Source organism: Hydrogenophaga sp., from assembly GCF_050182545.1.
Classification (GTDB): Bacteria; Pseudomonadota; Gammaproteobacteria; order Burkholderiales; family Burkholderiaceae_C; genus Hydrogenophaga.
On sequence record NZ_JBFXCD010000009.1, the window covers coordinates 26,945 to 45,852 of the forward strand.

The window sequence follows — 18,908 nt, forward strand, 5'->3', positions numbered from 1 at the left end:
GCGGGGGAGCGAGGTTCAACGGGACGCGGTAATGGGGCGGGGCCAGGCCAGTTGCCGGAACTCGCGTTGCAGCGTGGCCAGGGTGTTCATGTCCGGCGAGGCGGGACGGGCGTAGCGCTGCGCTTCGAGCCGGAGCAGCCATTGTGCAACGCCTTGCGCGGCCGCGTCATCGCCGCTCCATCGCTGCTGTATGTGTCGTGCCAGTTCGCGGGGCGGGGTGTGCTCGGCGCTGTCCACGCCCAGGGCTTTGAGCTTGAGGCGCGCGCGGCGCAGCAACCGAAGCCAGGGGTCGTGTTGCTGGCGTTCCCACAGCGTCCAGGCCGCGCCGAGCAGGCTCGCGATCACCACCACCCCGAGGAGGACATAGGCCAGGTCGGTCCAGCTCGGGGACTTGAAACCGAGGTTGCGCAGCAGGTCGAGCTGGCTGCCCTGGGTGTAGTTCAGCACCCACTGGTTCCAGCTGTTGTTGAGCGCTTCCCAGGCCGCGCGCAGCTGGGCGGACAGGTTGGGCGTGAGGTTGCGGATCGCGCCGGCAATGGCGCCCTCGGGCGCGCGCAGGCGCTCGAACGCGCCGATGCGGCCCGGGGCCACGGCCGAGGTGGGGTCCACGCGCACCCAGCCCTGGCCGGCCAGCCAGACCTCCGTCCAGGCATGGGCGTCGCGTTGGCGCACCGTCCAGTAGCCGTCCAGCCCGTTGAGTTCGCCGCCCTGGTAGCCGGTGACGATGCGTGCCGGGATGTCGAGCGCGCGCATCAGGACGACGAAGCTGCTGGCAATGTGCTCGCAGAAACCGGCGCGAACGTCGAACCAGAACTCGTCGGCCGTGTCGCGCCCATACACGCCAGGGGTGAGCGTGTAGCTGTAGCCCCCGGTGCGCAGCCGCTCCATCACCGTCCGGATGAGGCGGGGGTTCGCTTCGGCGCCCGTACCGTGTTCGCGCCGCAGCTGTTGCGCCAGCGCGAGCGTGCGCGGGTTGTAGCCCGGCGGTAGGGCCACATGGTCCTGCAGGGCCAGGGCGGGTTCGAGCGGGCCGTGGCGAAAGGTGGTGTGGCTCTCGGCGCGGTACCGCACCAGGCTGTTCATGGGCCGGTTGGTGATCCACTGCAGGTCGTCGTTCATGCGCACGCGCGCGCCCGGCACCTCGGGCGCCTGCGTGGCCGCTTCCAGCAGGAACAGCCAGGGCCGGCGGTGCGGTTCCATGGTCACCTCGTAGCGCACAGGCTCGCCCGCCACGCTCAGGTTGGCGGGCAGGCTCAGGCGCGTGGGAAATTCGGAGCGCACAGGGCGCCATTCGACGCCGTCGAAATCGCTCAGCACGGGGCCGCGAAAGTACAGCTGGCCCGGCGGTGGCGGCGTGCCGTCGAATCGCAGGCGCAGCGCGATGCTGTCGTCGAGCACCAGCTCGGCGATCTGGCCCACGCGCATCTGGGCCGAGAGACCGCTGCGCCCGGTGTCGCTCTGCGAGGGCACACCCCATAGCGGCGCCAGGCGCGGAAAAAGCAGGAACAGCACCAGCATGATGGGCGCGCCCATGGCGGCCATGCCGGCGGCGATGCGCGCGGCTTGCACCAGCGAAGGCCGGCCCACCGGCATGTGGGCGTTGACCAGCGCGGTGAGCAGGCCCAGTAGCGCCAGCAGGATGCCGGCCGCGGTGAGCAGGGACTGCGAGTAGAAGAAGTGGGTGAGCAGGGTGAAGAAGGCCAGGAAGAAGATCACGAAGGCGTCGCGCCGCGCGCGCATCTCCAGCGTCTTGAGCGTCAGCAGCACGACGATGAGCGTGACGCCGGCGTCCTGCCCCAGCACGGTACCGTGGGTGGCCCAGGTGGCCAGCAGCGTGAGCAGCAACAGGCCCAGGCGCCAGGGCCAGCCGGGCAGTGGCAGGCCACGCAGCGCGAGCACGGCGCGCCAGACCAGCACCCCCGCAGTCAGCGCGCTGCACCACCACGGAACGTGGCCCACCTGCATGCCGACCACCCAGGCCACCACGGCGAGCAAGAAGAGCACGTCGCGCGTCTCGCGGGGCAGAGAAGTCAGGGACAGGGTGGCCATGTCAGCGGACGCGAGGGCGCGAGGTGACACAATCCAGGGCAGCCGTGGAACTGGCTTCGCCAGGCCACAGGCTGCGTCCCCCTCCCGCAGGCGAGGGGGAAGACGCGAAGCGGCGCAGGGGGTGATTCATACCAGCGCCAACGCCTCCAGGCAGCGCGCGCGGTGCGCCGGGCCCTGGTCGGGCGCGAGTTCGCGCGCGGGCAGGCGCAGGCCGTAGTCCAGCCCGAGGCGGTCGGCCATGAGCACCCAGGCGGTCAGGCGCGAGAGGCGTGCTTCCAGGCCGCTGTGGCCGCACTGCGCGTGGTCCAGCCAGAGCTGCTGGCGCTGGGTGGAGAGTGCGTCGCGACTCACCAGTTCATCGCGCCCGGCCGCAAAGGCCTGGGCGGCCTTCTTCCACACCACCGCTTTCAGGGGGTCGCCGCGCCGGTAGCTGCGCACGCCATCGAATTCGCCCGTGCTCTGCACGCGTGCGCTGCCCGAGCTGCCCGCCTGCGGCTCGCCCGGTGGCAGGGGCGGCGGATGGCTTTCGGGCTCGGGGTACACCAGCACGGTGGACGCCGGGCGCCACACCGTCCAGACGCGGAAGGTGCCCAGGGGAAACAGTGTGAGCGCGGTCAGCGCGGGAAGCGCGTGCAGGCCGCGACCGGGCACCGACCAGCTCACCTGCAGGGTGGCGCTGCCTTGCGCGGGCACGTCCGTCCAGGCCAGGGGCGCGTGGGCCAGGTCGACGCCGATCACGCCCATGCCGATGCCGTAGCGGATGCGCGTGCGTTCGCTGGAGAGGCGGATGTCCAGCGTGGCCGCCTGCCCCGCGTGCACGGGCCCGGGAGCGTCCAGGTGCAGGGTGGTGCCGCGCAGGTTGCCGTGGCACACGTGCATGCCCACCACCGCGCTGCCCGCCAGCAGGAAGGTCAGCAGATAACCCAGGTTGAGCTGGTAGTTGATGCTGGCCACGAGCAGCAGCACCAGCGTGAGCGCCAGCATCCAGCCCGCCCGCGTGGGCAGGATGTAGACATTGCGCTGGGTCAGCGTGAGGGTGTCGCGGCGCGGCAGGCGGTTGTGCCACCAGGTCCGGATGCGGGCGCGAACCTTGAGGACGCTCACGGCAGGGGAACGGCTTCCAGCATGGCCCGCACCTGCTCGACCGGGCCACGCCCGGCGTCGCGAACCGGGGTCAGGCGGTGCGCCACCGTCTGCGGAAGGATGGCGGCGATGTCGTCGGGTGCCACGTAGTCGCGCCCGCTCAGGTAGGCCTGTGCCTTGGCCGACCGCACCACGGCCAGTGCCGCACGTGGCGACAGGCCTTGCGCAAACCAGCGCCCGCTGCGCGTGGCGGCCACCAGATCCTGCAGGTACTCGAGCACCGGGTCGGCGGTGTGCACCTGGCCCACTGTGCGTTGCAGGTCGGCCAGGTCGGCCAGCGTGAGGGCGGGAGGCATGTGGTCGAGCATGTCGCGCCGGTCCTGGCCGCGCAGCAGCTCGCGTTCGGCGGCGCGGTCGGGGTAGCCGATGGACAGGCGCATGTGGAACCGGTCCAGCTGGGACTCGGGCAGGGCGTAGGTGCCCAGTTGGTCGTGCGGATTCTGCGTGGCAATCACGAAGAAGGGCTCGGGCAGGGCGCGCGTCTCGCCTTCCACGGTGACCTGCTTCTCCTCCATGGCTTCGAGCAGCGCGCTCTGTGTCTTGGGGCTGGCGCGGTTGATTTCGTCGGCCAGCAGCACCTGGGCAAACACCGGCCCCGGGTGGAACACGAAATCCTCGCGCCCGCGCTCGTAGACCGACACGCCCACCAGGTCGCTGGGCATGAGGTCGGCCGTGAACTGCACACGCGAGAACTGCAGGCCGAAGGAGCGCGCCAGCGCGTGCGCCAGCGTGGTCTTGCCGACGCCCGGCACGTCCTCGATCAGCAGGTGGCCACCCGCCAGCAGGCAGGCCACGCAGTCCGACACCTGCTGCGATTTGCCCACGATCACCGTGTTAAGCTGGCTCAGCAGCAGTTGGATTCTTGTGTCGGCTTGCATGCCGCGAACCATACCGTAAAACCGCCATGGGACAGGCCACCGGATATTTCACCCACCAGGCATGCTGGAGGCACGAGATGGGCGCCGGCCACCCGGAATGCCCGCAGCGCCTGGACGCCATCGAGGACCGCCTGCTCATCAGCGGCCTGGACATCGCGCTGGAGCGCCGCGAGGCGACCGCCGCGGCCATCGCCGACCTCGAACTCGCCCACAGCCGCATGCATCTGGCCGCGCTGCGTGGCCTGAGCGAACAGCTGCGCGAGGACATGGCCGCTGGCGGCCCCGGGCACGCGCAGGTGGACCCTGACACCTCCATCAACACCCACAGCTGGGACGCGATCCTGATGGCCGCGGGCGCAGCGATTGACGCAACCGACGCGGTCATGGCCGGCGAACTGGCCAATGCCTTCTGCGCGGTGCGCCCGCCCGGGCACCACGCCACGCGCAACCAGGCCATGGGCTTCTGCTTCGTCAACAACGTGGCCGTGGCCGCGAAGTACGCGCTGGAGCGCCATGGTTTGAAGCGCGTGGCCATCGTGGACTTCGACGTACACCACGGCAATGGCACCGAGGACATCGTCGCAGGCGACGAGCGCATCCTCATGTGCAGCTTCTACCAGCATCCGTTCTATCCTCTGTGCGAGCACTCGACCGCGAGCAACCTCGTCAACCTGCCGGTGCCGGCCTACACCAAGGGCATGGACATCCGCGAGCTGGTCGACATGATGTGGCTGCCCCGGCTGGAAGCGCACAGGCCGCAGATGCTCTTCATCAGCGCGGGATTCGACGCCCATCGCGAGGACGACATGGCACAGCTGGGCCTGGTGGAGAACGACTATGCCTGGCTCACCGAGCGCATCAAGGAAGTGGCGCAACGCCACGCGAAGGGCCGCATCGTGAGCTGCCTGGAAGGTGGTTATGCGCTCAGCGCACTGGGCCGCAGCGTGGAGGCACACCTGCGTGTGCTGGCCGGCGTCTGAGCCACTGGACGCCCCGGAGCGCGGCAGATAATGCGCTCCATGACGGACTCCAACCCCCCAGACCCGATCAATGATTCGCCGATGCTGCAGGCGCGCGACGCGCGTGGTGTGTACACGCTCACGCTGAACACGCCGCGCAGTTTCAATGTGCTGTCCGAGGCCATGTTGACGGCCTTGCAAGGCGCGCTGGAAGGTGTCGCGGCCGACCCGCAGGCGCGTCTGGTGGTGATCGCCGCCAGCGGTCGCGCGTTCTGCGCCGGGCATGACCTCAAGCAGATGCGGGCGACGCCCGAGCTGGGCTATTACCAGCGTCTGTTCGCGCAGTGTTCTCGCCTGATGCTCACCATCCGCCAGCTGGAGGTGCCGGTGATCGCGCGCGTGCAAGGGCTGGCCACGGCCGCGGGCTGCCAGCTGGTGGCGCAATGCGACCTGGCGGTGGCCAGCGACAACGCGACCTTCGGCGTCAACGGCATCGATGTCGGCCTGTTCTGCGCCACGCCGGGCGTGGCCCTCTCGCGCAACATCCTGCCCAAGCAGGCGATGGAGATGCTGCTCACGGGGGATTTCGTCTCGGCCGCAGAAGCCCGCGCCCGCGGGTTGGTCAATCGCGTGGTGGCGCCGGACGCGCTAGACGCCGAAGTCGCCGCGCTGGTCGACCGGATCCTGGCCAAACCGCGCGAGGCCCTGGCCATGGGCAAGGCTTTGTTCTACCGCCAGCTTGAGACCGGCATCGCGTCGGCCTACCAGCTCGCGGGCCAGAGCATGGCCTGCAATATGGTTCACGCGGTGGCACAGGAGGGCGTGCAGGCCTTCATCGACAAACGGCCTCCCGCATGGCGCGCCTGACGCGGGCCCATCACATCAACCACCTGTCTGCGCCACTCCATGGACTCCACTTCCAATCCCAAGCCGATCGATGACTTCGGTCTGTGGCTGGCCGGCTTCGCCCAGCCCACGGTGCTGGTCGAACTGGCCGCGCTGGCGGTCTGCGTCGCGATGGCCTGGTCGCTCAGCTGGGCACTGCGTCGCGCGCTGGGCATGCAGGACGACAAGTCGTCGGTGCTGTTCGGTCGGCGCCTGATCGATGGCGTGATGTTTCCGCTCGCACTGCTCACGCTCGGCTACATTGCGCGCGCACTGGTCACCAAATTCCTGCCGCTGGCGGCGTTCAAGGTGGCCATTCCGGTGCTGGTTTCTCTGGTGGTCATCCGCGTGGGCGTGAAAGTGCTGCAGGTGGCGTTCGCCACAGCGCCCTGGGTGCGCGTGCTCGAGCGCACCATCTCCTGGGTCGCCTGGCTGGCCATGGTGCTGTGGGTGAGCGGCCTGCTGCCGGTGGTGCTGGCCGAGCTTGACAACATCAGTTGGAAGATCGGTGCGACCACGCTGAGCTTGCGCACCTTGCTCGAAGGCATCATCACCGCGGGTGCGGTGCTCATCCTCTCGCTGTGGGTGTCATCGGCGATCGAGACGCGGCTGCTGCGCAAGGCCGTGGGCGGCGACCTTTCGCTGCGCAAGGCGGTGAGCAACGCCACGCGCGCGCTGCTTATGTTCCTCGGTCTCATCATCGCGCTGTCGGCGGTGGGTATCGATCTCACTGCGCTGTCGGTGCTGGGCGGCGCAATCGGTGTGGGCATCGGTTTCGGCCTGCAGAAGCTGGCCTCGAACTACGTCAGCGGTTTCGTCATCCTGGCCGAGCGCAGCATGCGCATTGGCGACAACGTGCGCGTGGACAACTTCGAGGGACGCATCACCGACATCAATGCGCGCTACACGGTGATTCGATCGACCACGGGCCGCGAATCCATCGTGCCCAACGAGTTGCTGATCATCAATCGGGTGGAGAACCTCTCGCTTGCCGACAACCGCCTGTGGCAGTCCACCGTGGTCTCGGTGGCCTACGACAGCGACGTGGAGCTTGTGATGCGGTTGCTGACCGATGCCGTGGCCGAGCACGAGCGCGTGCTCAAGGACCCGGGGCCGTCGGCGGCGCTGTCGAACTTTGGCGCGGACGGACTGGAATTCACGCTGGGCTACTGGATCGCCGACCCGGAGAACGGCACGCTCAACATCCGCTCGCTGGTCAACCGCAGCATCCTGTCGGCGCTGCGGGCGAACGGCATCGAGATTCCGTACCCGCAGCGCGTGCTGCACATGGTGTCCGCGCCCGCGCTCACACCCGAGCCGCCCGCGGATTTAGCGGGCCATGAAGCCCGGTAGCCACAGCGCGATGGCCGGGAAGGCGATCAGGATGCCCAGGCGCACGATGTCGGCCAGCACGAAGGGCCATACGCCGCGGTAGATCGCCCCGAGCTTGACCTGGGGCAGCAGCGAGTTGATGACGAACAAGTTGAGCCCCACCGGGGGCGAGATCATGCCGATCTCCACGATGGTGACGATCAGGATGCCGAACCACACGGGATCGAAGCCCAGCCCGGTGATGACGGGGAAGAAGACCGGTATGGTCAGCAGCACGATGGCCAGCTCCTCCATCACCATGCCCAGCGCGAGGTAGACGCCCATCATCACCACCACGACCATCACCGGATGCGGGCTGAACTGCAGCACGAAGTCGCGCAGGTCCGCCGGCATGGTGGTGAAGTTGATGAAGTTGGTGAAGATCATCGCGGCGATCAGGATGGTGAACAGCATCGCCGTGGTGCGCGAGCTCTCGACGAGGATGTCCACCAGCACGCGCGGCGTGAGCGAGCCACGCAGCAGCGCAAAGAAAAAGGCGCCCGCTGCGCCCACGCCGGCGCCCTCGGTGGCCGTGAACACGCCACCGTAGATGCCGCCGATGACCAGCGCGAACAGCACGGCCACGCCCCAGATGCCGCGGATGGCGGCCAGGCGCTGGCGCCAGCTGAATCGCTCGGCCGGTGGGCCCGCGGCAGGGTCGCGCCAGGTGACGAACACCACACCCAGGCACAGGCAGGTGATGGCCACCAGACCCGGCAGGATGCCGGCAATGAACAGCTTGCCGATGTCCGTCTCGGTGATGATGCCGTAGATGACCAGGATGGTGGACGGCGGGATCAGGATGCCCAGCGTGCCGCCCGAGGCGATGGCACCCGTGGCCAGCGTGTCCTTGTAGCCGTGTGCCTTCATTTCCGGGTAGGCCACGCGCGCCATGGTCGCTGCCGTGGCAATGGAGGAGCCGCAGATGGAGCCAAAGCCACCTGACGCAATGATGCTGGCCATGGCCAGGCCGCCCTTGCGGTGTCCCACGAAGGCATTGGCCGCCGTGTACAGCTCCTTGGCCATGCCCGCGCGCGCCACCAGGTTGCCCATCAGCACAAACAGCGGAATGACCGATAGCACGTAATGGAATCCGGTCTCGAAGATGACCTGGCTGGTGCTGGCGTAGGCAGGCTGCCAGCCGCGCAGCAACCCCATGCCGACGATGCCGGCGATGGTCATCGCCACGGCCAGCGGAATGCGCAGAAAGGCCATCGCGAAGACGGCCAGGAAACCCAGCACGGCCTCGATCATGATGGCATCCCTTCATCGGCCACGGGCGCGGGGTGATGGGGCGAGGGCACCGGCACCGTGACGAAGACGAACAACAGGTGCACCAAGGCCGTGAGCAGCAGGAACAGCGCCATCATCCAGGCCACGGGCGCGATCGAGAGCTGCAGGTGCACGGTGATGTCGCCGTACTCCATGAAGCGTTCGGCGCGGGTGGTCATGAGATAGGCCAGGAAACCGAACACCGCCGCGCACACCAGGTTCACCAGGCGCGCCTGGATCGAACGCAGCCAGCCGGGGATGAAGGCGTCCAGCGAGTCGAAGACCACGTGTTCGCCTCGCCAGGACACCAGCGGCATGGCGCCGAAGATCACCACGACCATCAGGATCTCGGTGATCTCCAGACCGCCCGGCACCGAATGGCTGAAGAAGCGGCGGCCGGTGACATCCACGAGGGTGAGCCACATGATGGAGAACAGGGCCATGGCCGCCATGAGACCGGCGGACCAGCGCAGCATGCGCTCGAGCAACTTGAGCATGATGGAGAGTCTTGATGTGAAAAGGCCGGCGGGCATCTAGCTCCGCCGGCCGCTGACGGCTGGTGGGGTGGGCGCGTGGCCTTACTTCACCTTGGCGATTTCAGCACGGAACTCGGCCAGCACCGCCTTCGGGTTTTTCAGGCCCTTGACCTGGGCGGCGGCGGCCCACTTGGTTTCCAGGTAGTCCTGCTTGTCGGCGACCGCTTTCACGAACGCCTTGTCGGCCATGACGCGCGCGACGCCCTGTGCCTTCTGCAGCTCGCGGCTGGCAGCGTCCACCTTGTCCCAGCCTTCGCCGAACATGCGCGCGGCCGTTTCGCCCGAGATCTTGTCCACCACCGCCTTGTCCTGCGCCGACAGCGCGTTGTATTTGCCCTGGTTCATCATGAAGACGAAGCTGGTGTTGTAGAGGCCACCGGGGAAGGTGGTGGCGTGCTTGATCATGCTGAGCTTGAACGAGGCCACCGATTCGTCGGGGAAGAAGGTGCCATCCATCACGCCGGTGGAAAGCAGTTCGAATGACTCGGGCGCCGGCTTGAGCGTGGTGTTCCAGCCCATGGCCTTGGAGAGTTCATTGATGTTGCCGCCACCGATACGGAACTTGAGCGACGCCGCGTCCGCCGCCGACGTCACGGGCTGCTTGCTGTTGAAGATGATGCCCGGGCCGTGCGTGAACACGGCCAGCGCCTTCACGCCACGGTGTTCACCCAGCGGCGCGAAGTACTTGCTGTAGATGCGCTGGTAGGCCACCGAGGTGGCGGTGGCGTTGTCGCCCAGGAACGGGAACTCCGCCACCTGGGTGTTGATGAAGCGGCCCGGCGTGTAGCCATCCACCGTGTAGGAAATGTCGGCCAGGCCGTCGCGCACGGCGTCGAAGGTGCCGGGTGCGGCCGTCACGCCCTTGGGCAGGATGTTGCACTTCATACGCCCCGCGCTGTCCTTCTCCAGCAGGTCGCACCAGTTCTTCTGCACGGTGCTCAGCGTGTGCGTGGGCGGCAGCCAGCTGGAGACGGTGAACACGGTCTGGGCCGAGGCCGCGCCGGCTGCGAGCACGGTGGTGGACAGGGCAGCGGCAAACAGGTGGCGGGATTTCATGCGGCAACTCCGGGTAGGGGATTAATAATTAACATATTAAGTAAAAGCAGGCTTACTCAATATAAGCAATTACCCGGGAACGCCGTCCCCAGACTTACCCGAATTGCCCGACCGATTGGTTGGTTAATGGTCGTTCAGGCGACAGTCGAGGATGGGCGATTGACGTGCCTTGGTCGTGATGGGGGAATCCCCTATAATCAAAAAATAGCACGACCGTTCGTTTTACTCCCCTGTGCCTGTCATTTGCCCGCGCAAGCGTCCGCACACGGAGGCATACAATTCCCGAGTTGACGTGCACGTCAATTCGTGGCGCCCATTTTTCCAATCATCCAGGAGCAAACCAGCATGAAGGTCATCGTCCCCGTCAAACGCGTGGTGGATTACAACGTCAAGGTGCGCGTCAAGAGCGACGGCAGTGGCGTGGACATCGCCAACGTGAAGATGAGCATGAACCCGTTTGACGAGATCGCGGTGGAAGAAGCGGTTCGTCTGAAGGAAAAAGGCGTGGTTACCGAGGTGATTGCCGTCTCCTGCGGTGTCACGCAGTGCCAGGAGACGCTGCGCACGGCCATGGCCATCGGCGCGGACCGCGCCATCCTGGTCGAGACCAGCGAAGAACTGCAGCCCCTGGCCGTGGCCAAGCTGCTCAAGGCGCTGGTGGACAAGGAGCAACCGGGCCTGGTGATCCTGGGCAAGCAAGCCATCGACGACGACTGCAACCAGACCGGCCAGATGCTGGCCGCGCTCGCCGGCCTGCCGCAAGCCACGTTCGCCAGCAAGGTCGAAGTGGCCGACGGCAAGGCCAGCGTCACGCGCGAAGTCGATGGCGGTCTGGAAACCCTGGCCATCACGCTGCCGGCGGTGATCACCACCGACCTGCGCCTCAATGAGCCGCGATATGTCACGCTGCCCAACATCATGAAGGCCAAGAAGAAGCAGCTCGACACCCTCAAGCCTGAGGACCTCGGCGTGGACGTGAGCCCACGCATCAAGACCCTCAAGGTCAGCGAGCCGCCCAAGCGCGGTGCCGGCGTCAAGGTGCCCGACGTGGCCACGCTGGTCGAGAAGCTCAAGAATGAAGCCAAAGTGATCTGAGGAACCCACACATGACCGCACTCGTTATTGCCGAACACGACAACGCCTCCGTCAAGGGCGCCACCCTCAACACCGTGACCGCTGCCGCCCAGTGCGGCGGTGACGTGCACGTGCTCATCGCCGGGCACAACGCCGGTGAAGCCGCCAAGGCCGCCGCGCAGATCGCCGGCGTGGCCAAGGTGATCCACGCCGATGCCCCCGGCTTCGAGCACGGCCTGGCCGAGAACGTGGCCGCGCAGGTGCTGGCCATCGCGGCCGACTACAGCCACATCCTCTTCCCCGCCACCGCCAGCGGCAAGAACATCGCGCCGCGCGTGGCCGCCACGCTGGACGTGGGCCAGGTCAGCGACATCACCAAGGTGATCAGCGCCGACACCTTCGAGCGCCCGATCTACGCCGGCAACGCCATCGCCACCGTGCAGAGCACCGACGCAAGACACGTGATCACCGTGCGCACCACGGGCTTTGACCCGGCCGCGGCCACGGGCGGCAGCGCCGCAGTGGAGACGGCCACGGCCGCCCAGGGCGAAGGCAAGAGCGAGTTCAAGGGCTCGGAAATCGCCAAGAGCGATCGCCCCGAACTCACCGCCGCCAAGATCATCGTCTCGGGTGGCCGGGCGCTGGGCAGCGCGGAGAAGTTCAACGACGTGATGACGCCGCTGGCCGACAAGCTCGGTGCCGCACTGGGCGCCAGCCGCGCCGCGGTGGACGCGGGCTACGCGCCCAACGACTGGCAGGTGGGCCAGACGGGCAAGATCGTCGCACCGCAGCTCTACATCGCAGCCGGCATCTCGGGCGCCATCCAGCATCTGGCCGGCATGAAGGACTCCAAGGTGATCGTGGCGATCAACAAGGACCCCGAAGCCCCGATCTTCTCCGTGGCCGACTACGGCCTGGAGGCCGACCTGTTCGAGGCCGTGCCGGAACTGATCAAGGCGCTCTGAGCCCTCTGAAACACGCAAGGGCATCGTTCGCGATGCCCTTGTTGCATCTGCACCGTTGATTCCCCTGGAGACAAGACATGAGCTACACCGCCCCTCTCAAGGACATGTTGTTCGACATCGAACACCTGGCACGCATCGACGAAGTGGCGAAGATGCCCGGCTTCGAGGACGCCGGTCTGGAGACGGCGCAAGCCGTGCTGGAGGAGTGTGCCAAGCTGAACGAGGGCGTGATCGCACCGCTCAACTTCGAGGGCGACAAGAACCCCTCGTCGTTCAAGGACGGCGTCGTCACCACCACGCCCGGCTTCAAGGACGCCTTCAGGCAGTACGTCGAAGGCGGATGGCAGGGCCTGCAGCATCCGGTGGATTTTGGCGGCCAGGGCCTGCCCAAGACCATTGGCGCGGCCTGCGGCGAAATCCTCAACAGCGCCAACATGAGTTTCGCGCTGTGCCCGCTGCTCACCGACGGTGCCATCGAGGCGCTGATCACCGCGGGCAGCGATGAACTCAAGGCCGTTTACCTGGAAAAACTGGTGAGCGGCCAGTGGACCGGCACCATGAACCTGACCGAACCACAGGCGGGCTCTGACCTCGCAGCCGTGCGCAGCCGCGCCGAGCCGCAGCCCGACGGCACTTACAAGATTTTTGGCACCAAGATATTCATCACCTATGGTGAGCACGACATGGCCGAAAACATCGTGCACCTGGTGCTCGCGCGCGTGACCGGCGCCCCCGAGGGCGTGAAGGGGATCAGCCTGTTCGTCGTGCCGAAGTTCATGGTGAACCAGGACGGCTCACCCGGTGCGCGCAACGACGTGCACTGCGTGAGCATCGAGCACAAGATGGGCATCAAGGCCAGCCCCACCGCGGTGCTGCAGTACGGTGACCATGGCGGCGCCGTGGGCTACCTCGTGGGTCAGGAGAACCGTGGCCTCGAGTACATGTTCATCATGATGAATGCCGCGCGCTACGCGGTGGGCGTGCAGGGCATTGCGATCGCCGAGCGCGCCTACCAGAAGGCGGTGGGCTACGCCAAGGACCGCGTGCAGAGCCGACCTGTCGACGGCTCGATGAGCGCGGCCGCGCCCATCATCCACCACCCCGACGTGAAACGCATGCTGATGACCATGCGCGCCTCCACCGAAGGCTGTCGGGCCATGGCCAGTGTGGCTGCCGCTGCGTACGACGCCGCGCACCACCACCCCGACACCGAGGTGCGCAAGCAGAACGCGGCCTTCTACGAGTTCCTGGTGCCACTGGTCAAGGGCTACAGCACCGAGATGAGTCTCGAAGTCACCAGCCTGGGTGTGCAGGTGCACGGGGGCATGGGCTTCATCGAGGAGACCGGCGCGGCGCAGCACTACCGCGATGCCAAGATCCTGACCATCTACGAGGGCACGACGGCCATCCAGGCCAACGATCTCGTGGGTCGCAAGACCGCGCGCGACGGCGGCACCGGCGCCAAGGCCATCGCCGCGCAGATCGAGAAAACGGAGGCCGAGCTCGCGAAGCGCGGCAGCGCGAACGCCAAGGCCGTGCTCCAGCGCCTGAAGGCCGCGCGCGAGGCCTTCGTGGACGTGGTCGAGTTCATCGCGGCGAACGGCAAATCCAACCCCAATGCCGCATTCGCGGGCAGCGTGCCCTACCTCATGCTCGCGGGCAACCTTGTTGCGGGCTGGCAGATGGCGCGCGCGCTGATGGTGGCCGAGGACCTGTCTGCCAAGGGACAGGACAAGGCCTTCATGGACGCGAAGATCACCACCGCGCGCTTCTATGCCGACCACATCCTCAGCCGTGCGCCGGGCGTGCGCGATGCCATCGTCGATGGCGCCGAGGCCGTGACCGCGCTGGCCATCGAATCGTTCTGATCTGATCCCTTACCCGGAGACACCATGACCGCACCCGCCCGCAGCCTGCCGCCCGTTCTCAAGAACCTCAAGTTCCCGGTGATTGGCTCGCCGCTGTTCATCATCAGCAACCCCAAGCTCGTCATTGCGCAGTGCAAGGCCGGCGTGGTGGGTGCCATGCCGGCGCTCAATGCGCGCCCGGCCTCTCAGCTCGACGAGTGGCTGGCCGAGATCACCGAGGCGCTGGCGGCGCACGACCAGGCGAACCCGGACAACAAGGCCGCGCCCTTCGCCATCAACCAGATCGTGCACAAGAGCAACGACCGGCTGGAACAGGACATGGCGCTGTGCGCCAAATACAAGGTGCCGATCATCATCACCAGCCTGGGCGCGCGCGAGGATGTGAACCAGGGCGTGCACGGTTGGGGCGGCATCGTGCTGCACGACGTGATCAACAACGTGTTCGCGCACAAGGCGATCGAGAAGGGCGCCGACGGCCTGATTCCGGTGGCGGCCGGTGCCGGCGGACATGCCAGCGTGAAGAGCCCGTTTGCCATGGTGCAGGAAATCCGCCAGTGGTTCGGTGGCCCGATCGCGCTCTCGGGCGCCATCGCTTCCGGCGGCGCGATCTTGGCGGCGCAGGCCATGGGCGCCGACCTGGCCTACATCGGCTCGGCCTTCATCGCCACCGAAGAGGCGCGCGCGGTGGATGGCTACAAGGCGATGATCACGGCGTCGGACTCCGACGACATCGTCTACAGCAACTTCTACACCGGCATCCACGGCAACTACCTCAAGGGCAGCATCAAGAACGCCGGCATGGACCCGGACAACCTGCCCCAGAGCGACCCGAGCAAGATGAACTTTGCCACCGGTGAAGGTGCCAACGCGGCCAAGGCCTGGCGCGACATCTGGGGCTGTGGCCAGGGCATCGGTGCGATCCACGAAGTGGTGCCGGCGGCCGACCTGGTGGCGCGCTTCAAGCGCGAATACGCCGAGGCCAGGGCGCGCCTCTGCGCCGCCTGATCAGGGCGACGTCGTCGGGCGCGCGGGCTCCCCGCCGCCCAACCAGGCCTTGAAGGCATCCAGCGCCGAGCCGATGGCGGCGCCGAAGCTGGTCTTGTACTGCACGCCGTTGGCGTCCGAGATTTGCGACACCCAGCCGCCGTCGCGCCATTCCGCATACAGCCAGTCGTCGCCCTCGCGCACCAGTCCCTCGGGAGGAGGTCCCGGCTGCGCCACCGGCACGCCCTTGAGCGCCGCGCCCATGTAGTCGATCCAGATCGGCAGCGCGATGCGGCCGCCCGACTCGCTGCCGCCCAGACCACGGGGTTTGTCGTAGCCGACCCACACGGTGGTGGCCAGCGTCGGCTGGTAGCCCGCAAACCAGGCGTCCACGGCGTCGTTGGTGGTGCCGGTCTTGCCATACAGGTCGGGGCGCTTGAGCAGGGCCTGGGCCCGCGCGGCGGTGCCCGAGCGCGTGACCTCGTTGAGCAGACTGGCCATCACGAAGGCGTTGCGCGCCGGAATGGCCCGGGTGTCCTCGGTCAGCGGCGCGGGCGGTGGCGCTTCAAACAGCACCTTGCCCTGGGCGTCGGTGATTTTTTCGATCAGCACAGGAGACACTTGCCAGCCGCCGTTGGCCAGCGTGGCATAGGCCTGCGTCATCTGCAGCGGTGTGGCGCTGCCCGTGCCCAGGGCCAGCGTGAGATCACTCGGCTGACGCGCCACGTCCAGGCCGAAGCGGCCTGTCCATTCGCGCGCGGGCTGCGTGCCGGTGTGCTGCAGCACACGCACGCTGGCCAGGTTGCTGGAACGCGCCAGCGCTTCGCGCACGGAGATGGCGCCCAGGTGCTCGCGGCTGGCGTTGTCGGGGCTCCAGCCGTTGGCAGCGGTGAAGGGCAGGTCGTCCACCAGGGTGGCGGGCATCACGCGCGCTTCCAGTGCGGCGGAATACAGCAATGGCTTGAGCGCCGAACCCGGCTGGCGCCAGCCCTGCGTGACGTGGTTGAACGGCTGCCTGCCGAAGTCGAAGCCGCCGACCAGCGCGCGCACGCGGCCGGTCTGAGGTTCCATGGCCACCAGCGCGGCTTCGGCCTCGGGCCATTGCGAGATGGCCCAGGTGGTGATCGACTTGCCCTTGACCCTGGAGGCACTGCCGACCACGCGCACAACGGCGCCGCGCGCCAGTTTGAGTGGCGGCTTGGCCTTGGGGTCGAGCGCGCGCTGCGCCCAGCGCAGGCCCTCACCCTGCACCGTAACGCGTTCGCCGCTGGCCAACTGCACCTGCAAGGCCTTGGGGCTGGCGGCGAGCACGATGCCCACGCGCAGGGTTTCGTCGTCGCGGTGGTCCTTGAGGGCCTCCGCGGCCGCGCGTTCCACTTCGGCACCGTTGCCGGACGGGAGGGATTCCACATCTTCCGGGCCGCGCCACGCGCCCCGGCGGTCAAAGGCCAGCACACCGCGCTGCACGGCGGCATGCGCGGCACGCTGGTCGGCCGCGCGCAGCGAGGTCGTCACGCGCAAGCCACTCGAATACACCTCGGTGCCGAAACGCTCGACCACCGCGAGGCGCGCCATTTCCGCCACGTGGGCGGCGTGCACGCTGCGCAGGCCCGGCGTGCGGATGGTGAGCTTTTCGGCACGCGCCGCAGCGAGCTGCTTGTCGTTGATGACCTCGGTGGCGCGCATGCGTTCGAGCACCACGCGCTGGCGCTGGGTGGCGCGCTCGAAGTTGGCCACGGGGTTGGCGTAATACGGGTTCTGCGGCAGCCCGGCGAGCATGGCCGTCTCGGCCAGCGAGAGTTTGTCCAGTGGCTTGCCGAAGTAGATCTGCGAGGCGGCGGCGAAGCCGTAGGCGCGCTGGCCGAGGAAGATTTCGTTGAGGTAGATCTCCAGGATGCGGTCCTTGGAGATTTCATCCTCCAGCTTCAGCGCGAGCCAGATTTCCTTGGCCTTGCGCTCGGCGGAGAACTCGCGCGTGAGCAGCATGGTGCGCACCAGCTGCTGCGTGATGGTCGACGCACCCTGCTTGCGCCCGCCGGTGACGGCCGCCACCAGCGCACGCACCATGCCCTTCGGATCGACGCCCGAGTGCTCGCGAAAGCGCGCGTCTTCCACCGCCAGCACCGCCTGCTGCATCTGCAGCGGGATGCGCGACAGCGGCACGTACTCGCGCCGCTCGGTGCCGAACTGAGCGATCTCCACGCCGTCGGCGGTGAGCACCTGCAGCGGCAGCTTGGGCTGGTAGTGGACGATGCGGTCGAGCGACGGCAGATCGAAGGTCGAGGCCGGGACAGGGAGCGCTGCCACGATGGCGGCGACGACGGCCGTGGCCACCGCAGCCCTGCGCAGGGTGAACTGAAACATGGGGCTGAATTATCCCGCGCCCATGTGAAGCGCAGGTGTGGTCAGAGGTCGCGCAAGTAACCAGCTGTGACCGGCTGGCGCCAGCTCAGAAGCCTTCGATCGCGAACAGCGTGCCGGTGGATGCACGCTGGCGGATCGCCACCAGGCGCTGGTATTCGGGCGAGTGGTAGAAGGCCTGCAGGTGCGCCATGTCGGGAAATTCCAGGATCACCTGCCGGTGCGGCACGCCGTCGCCTTCGAGCACCGTGACAGCGCCACCGCGCACCAGGTAGCGCCCGCCGTGCGCGGCGATCAGGGCCGGTACTTGCTGGCGATAGGTTTCGTACGTTTCCGTGTCGGTGACATCGACATTGGCGTAGATGTAGGCGGGCATGGGGGTCTCCGGTGGGGAATGGGGCGTTGCGTCGGGTGAGTCAACTGCTCCCGCGCACCATCATCTCAAATCCCAGGTCCACCGAGTTGCTTGGCGGCAGCTGGCCCCGCATCAGGCCCAGCAGCATCTGCGCGCTCGCCTCGCCCATCGCGCGGCGAGGTGTTCGCACCGTGGTCAGCGGCGGCACCATCTGGTCGCTGCCCGAAAGGTCGTTGAAGCCGGTTACCGCGATCCGGCCCGGCACGTCCACGCCCAGCCGCAAGGCGGTCAGCACCCCGCCCTGGGCCAGGTCGTCGTTGCAGAAGAACACGGCATCCACATCGGGGCGGGTGCGCAGCAGGTCCTCCAGCAGCTCGCCGCCGAGCCGCATCGACGAGGGCTGCGGGCTCAGCAGTTCCAGCCGTGCGTCGTACAGCCCATGAGCGCGCAGGCAGCGGCGGTAACCCTCGGCGCGCTGCAGTGTGCGCGGGTCGAGCTGGGCGGCCACAAACGCAATGCGCTGGCGCCCGCGCTGCACGAGGTGCTCGGTGATGGCATGACCGGCCTCGGTCTGGGAGAAGCCCACGCAGTACACGTTGGGCGCCTGCGTGAGTTCCATCAGGTAGACGCAAGGCACACCACTGCCCGCGATCATCTGCCGAGCGGCCTCGGTGCGGTCGAAGCCCGTGAGCAGCAGGCCGGCCGGGCGGTGCGCGAGGTAGCTTCGCAGCAGCTGTTCTTCCTCCAGCGGGTCATAGTGCGTCACACCGATCATGGGCTGGTAGCCATGGGGCAACAGGCTGCGGTGCACGGCCTCCAGCACGTCGACGAACAGCGCGTTGGACAGCAGCGGCACGAGCACCGGCACCTGGGTGCTGCGCTGCGAGGCCAGCGCGCGCGCGGCCGGATCGGGCACATAACCCAGCTGTCCGGCCGCGTGCTTGACGCGTTCGACCAGTTCGGCGGCCACGCCACGCTCGCCGCGCAGGGCGCGCGACGCGGTGATCGGGCTGACCCCGGCGGCCTGCGCCACGTCGTTCAGGGTGGTGCGCCCGCTCTGGCGGCGCTTGCGTTCGGTCGGTTCCAAGGGTTTTCCCGATGGTGGAGGCGGTGGTGGTGGCGATAGGATAGCGCTGTCCAAGAGTTTTTTGT

At 67.5% G+C, this 18,908-nt stretch carries 16 protein-coding genes; 7 read left to right on the forward strand and 9 right to left on the reverse strand.

What is annotated here, in order from left to right:
* Nucleotides 1–15 precede the first annotated feature (15 nt).
* The 3 genes from AB7P10_RS11310 to AB7P10_RS11320 form a co-directional block, all read right to left on the reverse strand.
* Nucleotides 16–2,049 (reverse strand): transglutaminaseTgpA domain-containing protein, encoded by a 2,034-nt coding sequence (locus AB7P10_RS11310; RefSeq protein WP_428293955.1) that lies wholly within the window; start codon nt 2,047–2,049, stop codon nt 16–18.
* 126 nt (nt 2,050–2,175) lie between these two features.
* Entirely contained in the window at nt 2,176–3,153 is a 978-nt protein-coding gene (locus AB7P10_RS11315) for a DUF58 domain-containing protein (RefSeq protein WP_428293956.1), read from the reverse strand.
* Nucleotides 3,150–4,070: an AAA family ATPase gene (locus tag AB7P10_RS11320; protein WP_428293957.1), complete on the reverse strand. Its 921-nt coding sequence runs from the start codon at nt 4,068–4,070 to the stop codon at nt 3,150–3,152. The genes AB7P10_RS11315 and AB7P10_RS11320 overlap by 4 nt, the downstream gene beginning before the upstream one ends.
* 26 nt (nt 4,071–4,096) lie before the next feature.
* On the opposite strand from AB7P10_RS11320, the gene AB7P10_RS11325 reads away from it, so the two are divergent.
* The 3 genes from AB7P10_RS11325 to AB7P10_RS11335 are packed head-to-tail and all read left to right on the forward strand — an operon-like array spanning nt 4,097 to nt 7,267.
* Complete coding sequence (locus AB7P10_RS11325) at nt 4,097–5,050, forward strand: histone deacetylase family protein (protein WP_428293958.1); 954 nt, start codon at nt 4,097–4,099, stop codon at nt 5,048–5,050.
* Between the two features lie 39 nt (nt 5,051–5,089).
* A complete protein-coding gene (locus AB7P10_RS11330) occupies nt 5,090–5,896 on the forward strand; it encodes an enoyl-CoA hydratase (protein WP_428293959.1) in 807 nt (268 codons plus the stop codon).
* A 39-nt stretch (nt 5,897–5,935) separates the two neighbouring features.
* Nucleotides 5,936–7,267 (forward strand): mechanosensitive ion channel family protein, encoded by a 1,332-nt coding sequence (locus AB7P10_RS11335; protein WP_428293960.1) that lies wholly within the window; start codon nt 5,936–5,938, stop codon nt 7,265–7,267.
* Here the strand turns inward: AB7P10_RS11335 and AB7P10_RS11340 are convergent.
* The 3 genes from AB7P10_RS11340 to AB7P10_RS11350 all read right to left on the reverse strand — a co-directional run bounded on the left by AB7P10_RS11340 (nt 7,244) and on the right by AB7P10_RS11350 (nt 10,149).
* Nucleotides 7,244–8,539: a TRAP transporter large permease gene (locus AB7P10_RS11340; protein ID WP_428293961.1), complete on the reverse strand. Its 1,296-nt coding sequence runs from the start codon at nt 8,537–8,539 to the stop codon at nt 7,244–7,246. The two genes, AB7P10_RS11335 and AB7P10_RS11340, sit on opposite strands and share 24 nt — an antisense overlap.
* Nucleotides 8,536–9,054 carry a TRAP transporter small permease gene (locus AB7P10_RS11345; protein ID WP_428293962.1) on the reverse strand — a complete coding sequence of 173 codons (519 nt, stop codon included), beginning with the start codon at nt 9,052–9,054 and terminating at the stop codon, nt 8,536–8,538. The genes AB7P10_RS11340 and AB7P10_RS11345 overlap by 4 nt, the downstream gene beginning before the upstream one ends.
* Nucleotides 9,055–9,135: 81 nt before the next feature.
* Complete coding sequence (locus tag AB7P10_RS11350; RefSeq protein WP_428293963.1) at nt 9,136–10,149, reverse strand: TRAP transporter substrate-binding protein; 1,014 nt, start codon at nt 10,147–10,149, stop codon at nt 9,136–9,138.
* 345 nt (nt 10,150–10,494) lie between these two features.
* On the opposite strand from AB7P10_RS11350, the gene AB7P10_RS11355 reads away from it, so the two are divergent.
* From AB7P10_RS11355 to AB7P10_RS11370, 4 genes are all read left to right on the forward strand, one after another.
* Nucleotides 10,495–11,244: an electron transfer flavoprotein subunit beta/FixA family protein gene (locus AB7P10_RS11355; protein ID WP_428293964.1), complete on the forward strand. Its 750-nt coding sequence runs from the start codon at nt 10,495–10,497 to the stop codon at nt 11,242–11,244.
* A gap of 11 nt (nt 11,245–11,255) precedes the next feature.
* Complete coding sequence (locus tag AB7P10_RS11360; RefSeq protein ID WP_428293965.1) at nt 11,256–12,188, forward strand: electron transfer flavoprotein subunit alpha/FixB family protein; 933 nt, start codon at nt 11,256–11,258, stop codon at nt 12,186–12,188.
* Between the two features lie 77 nt (nt 12,189–12,265).
* Nucleotides 12,266–14,056, forward strand: a complete 1,791-nt coding sequence (locus AB7P10_RS11365; protein WP_428293966.1) for an acyl-CoA dehydrogenase — start codon at nt 12,266–12,268, stop codon at nt 14,054–14,056.
* A 24-nt stretch (nt 14,057–14,080) separates the two neighbouring features.
* Complete coding sequence (locus AB7P10_RS11370) at nt 14,081–15,061, forward strand: NAD(P)H-dependent flavin oxidoreductase (protein WP_428293967.1); 981 nt, start codon at nt 14,081–14,083, stop codon at nt 15,059–15,061.
* Here the strand turns inward: AB7P10_RS11370 and AB7P10_RS11375 are convergent, their stop codons facing one another.
* From AB7P10_RS11375 to AB7P10_RS11385, 3 genes are all read right to left on the reverse strand, one after another.
* Entirely contained in the window at nt 15,062–17,404 is a 2,343-nt protein-coding gene (locus AB7P10_RS11375; RefSeq protein WP_428293968.1) for a penicillin-binding protein 1A, read from the reverse strand.
* 85 nt (nt 17,405–17,489) lie between these two features.
* Entirely contained in the window at nt 17,490–17,777 is a 288-nt protein-coding gene (locus AB7P10_RS11380) for a DUF1330 domain-containing protein (protein ID WP_428293969.1), read from the reverse strand.
* Between the two features lie 40 nt (nt 17,778–17,817).
* Nucleotides 17,818–18,843, reverse strand: coding sequence for a LacI family DNA-binding transcriptional regulator (locus tag AB7P10_RS11385; RefSeq protein WP_428293970.1), 1,026 nt, complete (start codon nt 18,841–18,843; stop codon nt 17,818–17,820).
* Nucleotides 18,844–18,908: the final 65 nt, after the last annotated feature.

Bases quoted from the DNA above. Each gene is read 5' to 3' on its own strand.
- AB7P10_RS11310 (WP_428293955.1), bottom strand. From the start codon at position 2,049: ATGGCCACCCTGTCCCTGACTTCTCTGCCCCGCGAGACGCGCGACGTG.
- AB7P10_RS11380 (WP_428293969.1), bottom strand. From the start codon at position 17,777: ATGCCCGCCTACATCTACGCCAATGTCGATGTCACCGACACGGAAACG.
- AB7P10_RS11350 (WP_428293963.1), bottom strand. From the start codon at position 10,149: ATGAAATCCCGCCACCTGTTTGCCGCTGCCCTGTCCACCACCGTGCTC.
- AB7P10_RS11340 (WP_428293961.1), bottom strand. From the start codon at position 8,539: ATGATCGAGGCCGTGCTGGGTTTCCTGGCCGTCTTCGCGATGGCCTTT.
- AB7P10_RS11375 (WP_428293968.1), bottom strand. From the start codon at position 17,404: ATGTTTCAGTTCACCCTGCGCAGGGCTGCGGTGGCCACGGCCGTCGTC.
- AB7P10_RS11330 (WP_428293959.1), top strand. From the start codon at position 5,090: ATGACGGACTCCAACCCCCCAGACCCGATCAATGATTCGCCGATGCTG.
- AB7P10_RS11325 (WP_428293958.1), top strand. From the start codon at position 4,097: ATGGGACAGGCCACCGGATATTTCACCCACCAGGCATGCTGGAGGCAC.
- AB7P10_RS11320 (WP_428293957.1), bottom strand. From the start codon at position 4,070: ATGCAAGCCGACACAAGAATCCAACTGCTGCTGAGCCAGCTTAACACG.
- AB7P10_RS11335 (WP_428293960.1), top strand. From the start codon at position 5,936: ATGGACTCCACTTCCAATCCCAAGCCGATCGATGACTTCGGTCTGTGG.
- AB7P10_RS11360 (WP_428293965.1), top strand. From the start codon at position 11,256: ATGACCGCACTCGTTATTGCCGAACACGACAACGCCTCCGTCAAGGGC.
- AB7P10_RS11345 (WP_428293962.1), bottom strand. From the start codon at position 9,054: ATGCTCAAGTTGCTCGAGCGCATGCTGCGCTGGTCCGCCGGTCTCATG.
- AB7P10_RS11370 (WP_428293967.1), top strand. From the start codon at position 14,081: ATGACCGCACCCGCCCGCAGCCTGCCGCCCGTTCTCAAGAACCTCAAG.
- AB7P10_RS11365 (WP_428293966.1), top strand. From the start codon at position 12,266: ATGAGCTACACCGCCCCTCTCAAGGACATGTTGTTCGACATCGAACAC.
- AB7P10_RS11355 (WP_428293964.1), top strand. From the start codon at position 10,495: ATGAAGGTCATCGTCCCCGTCAAACGCGTGGTGGATTACAACGTCAAG.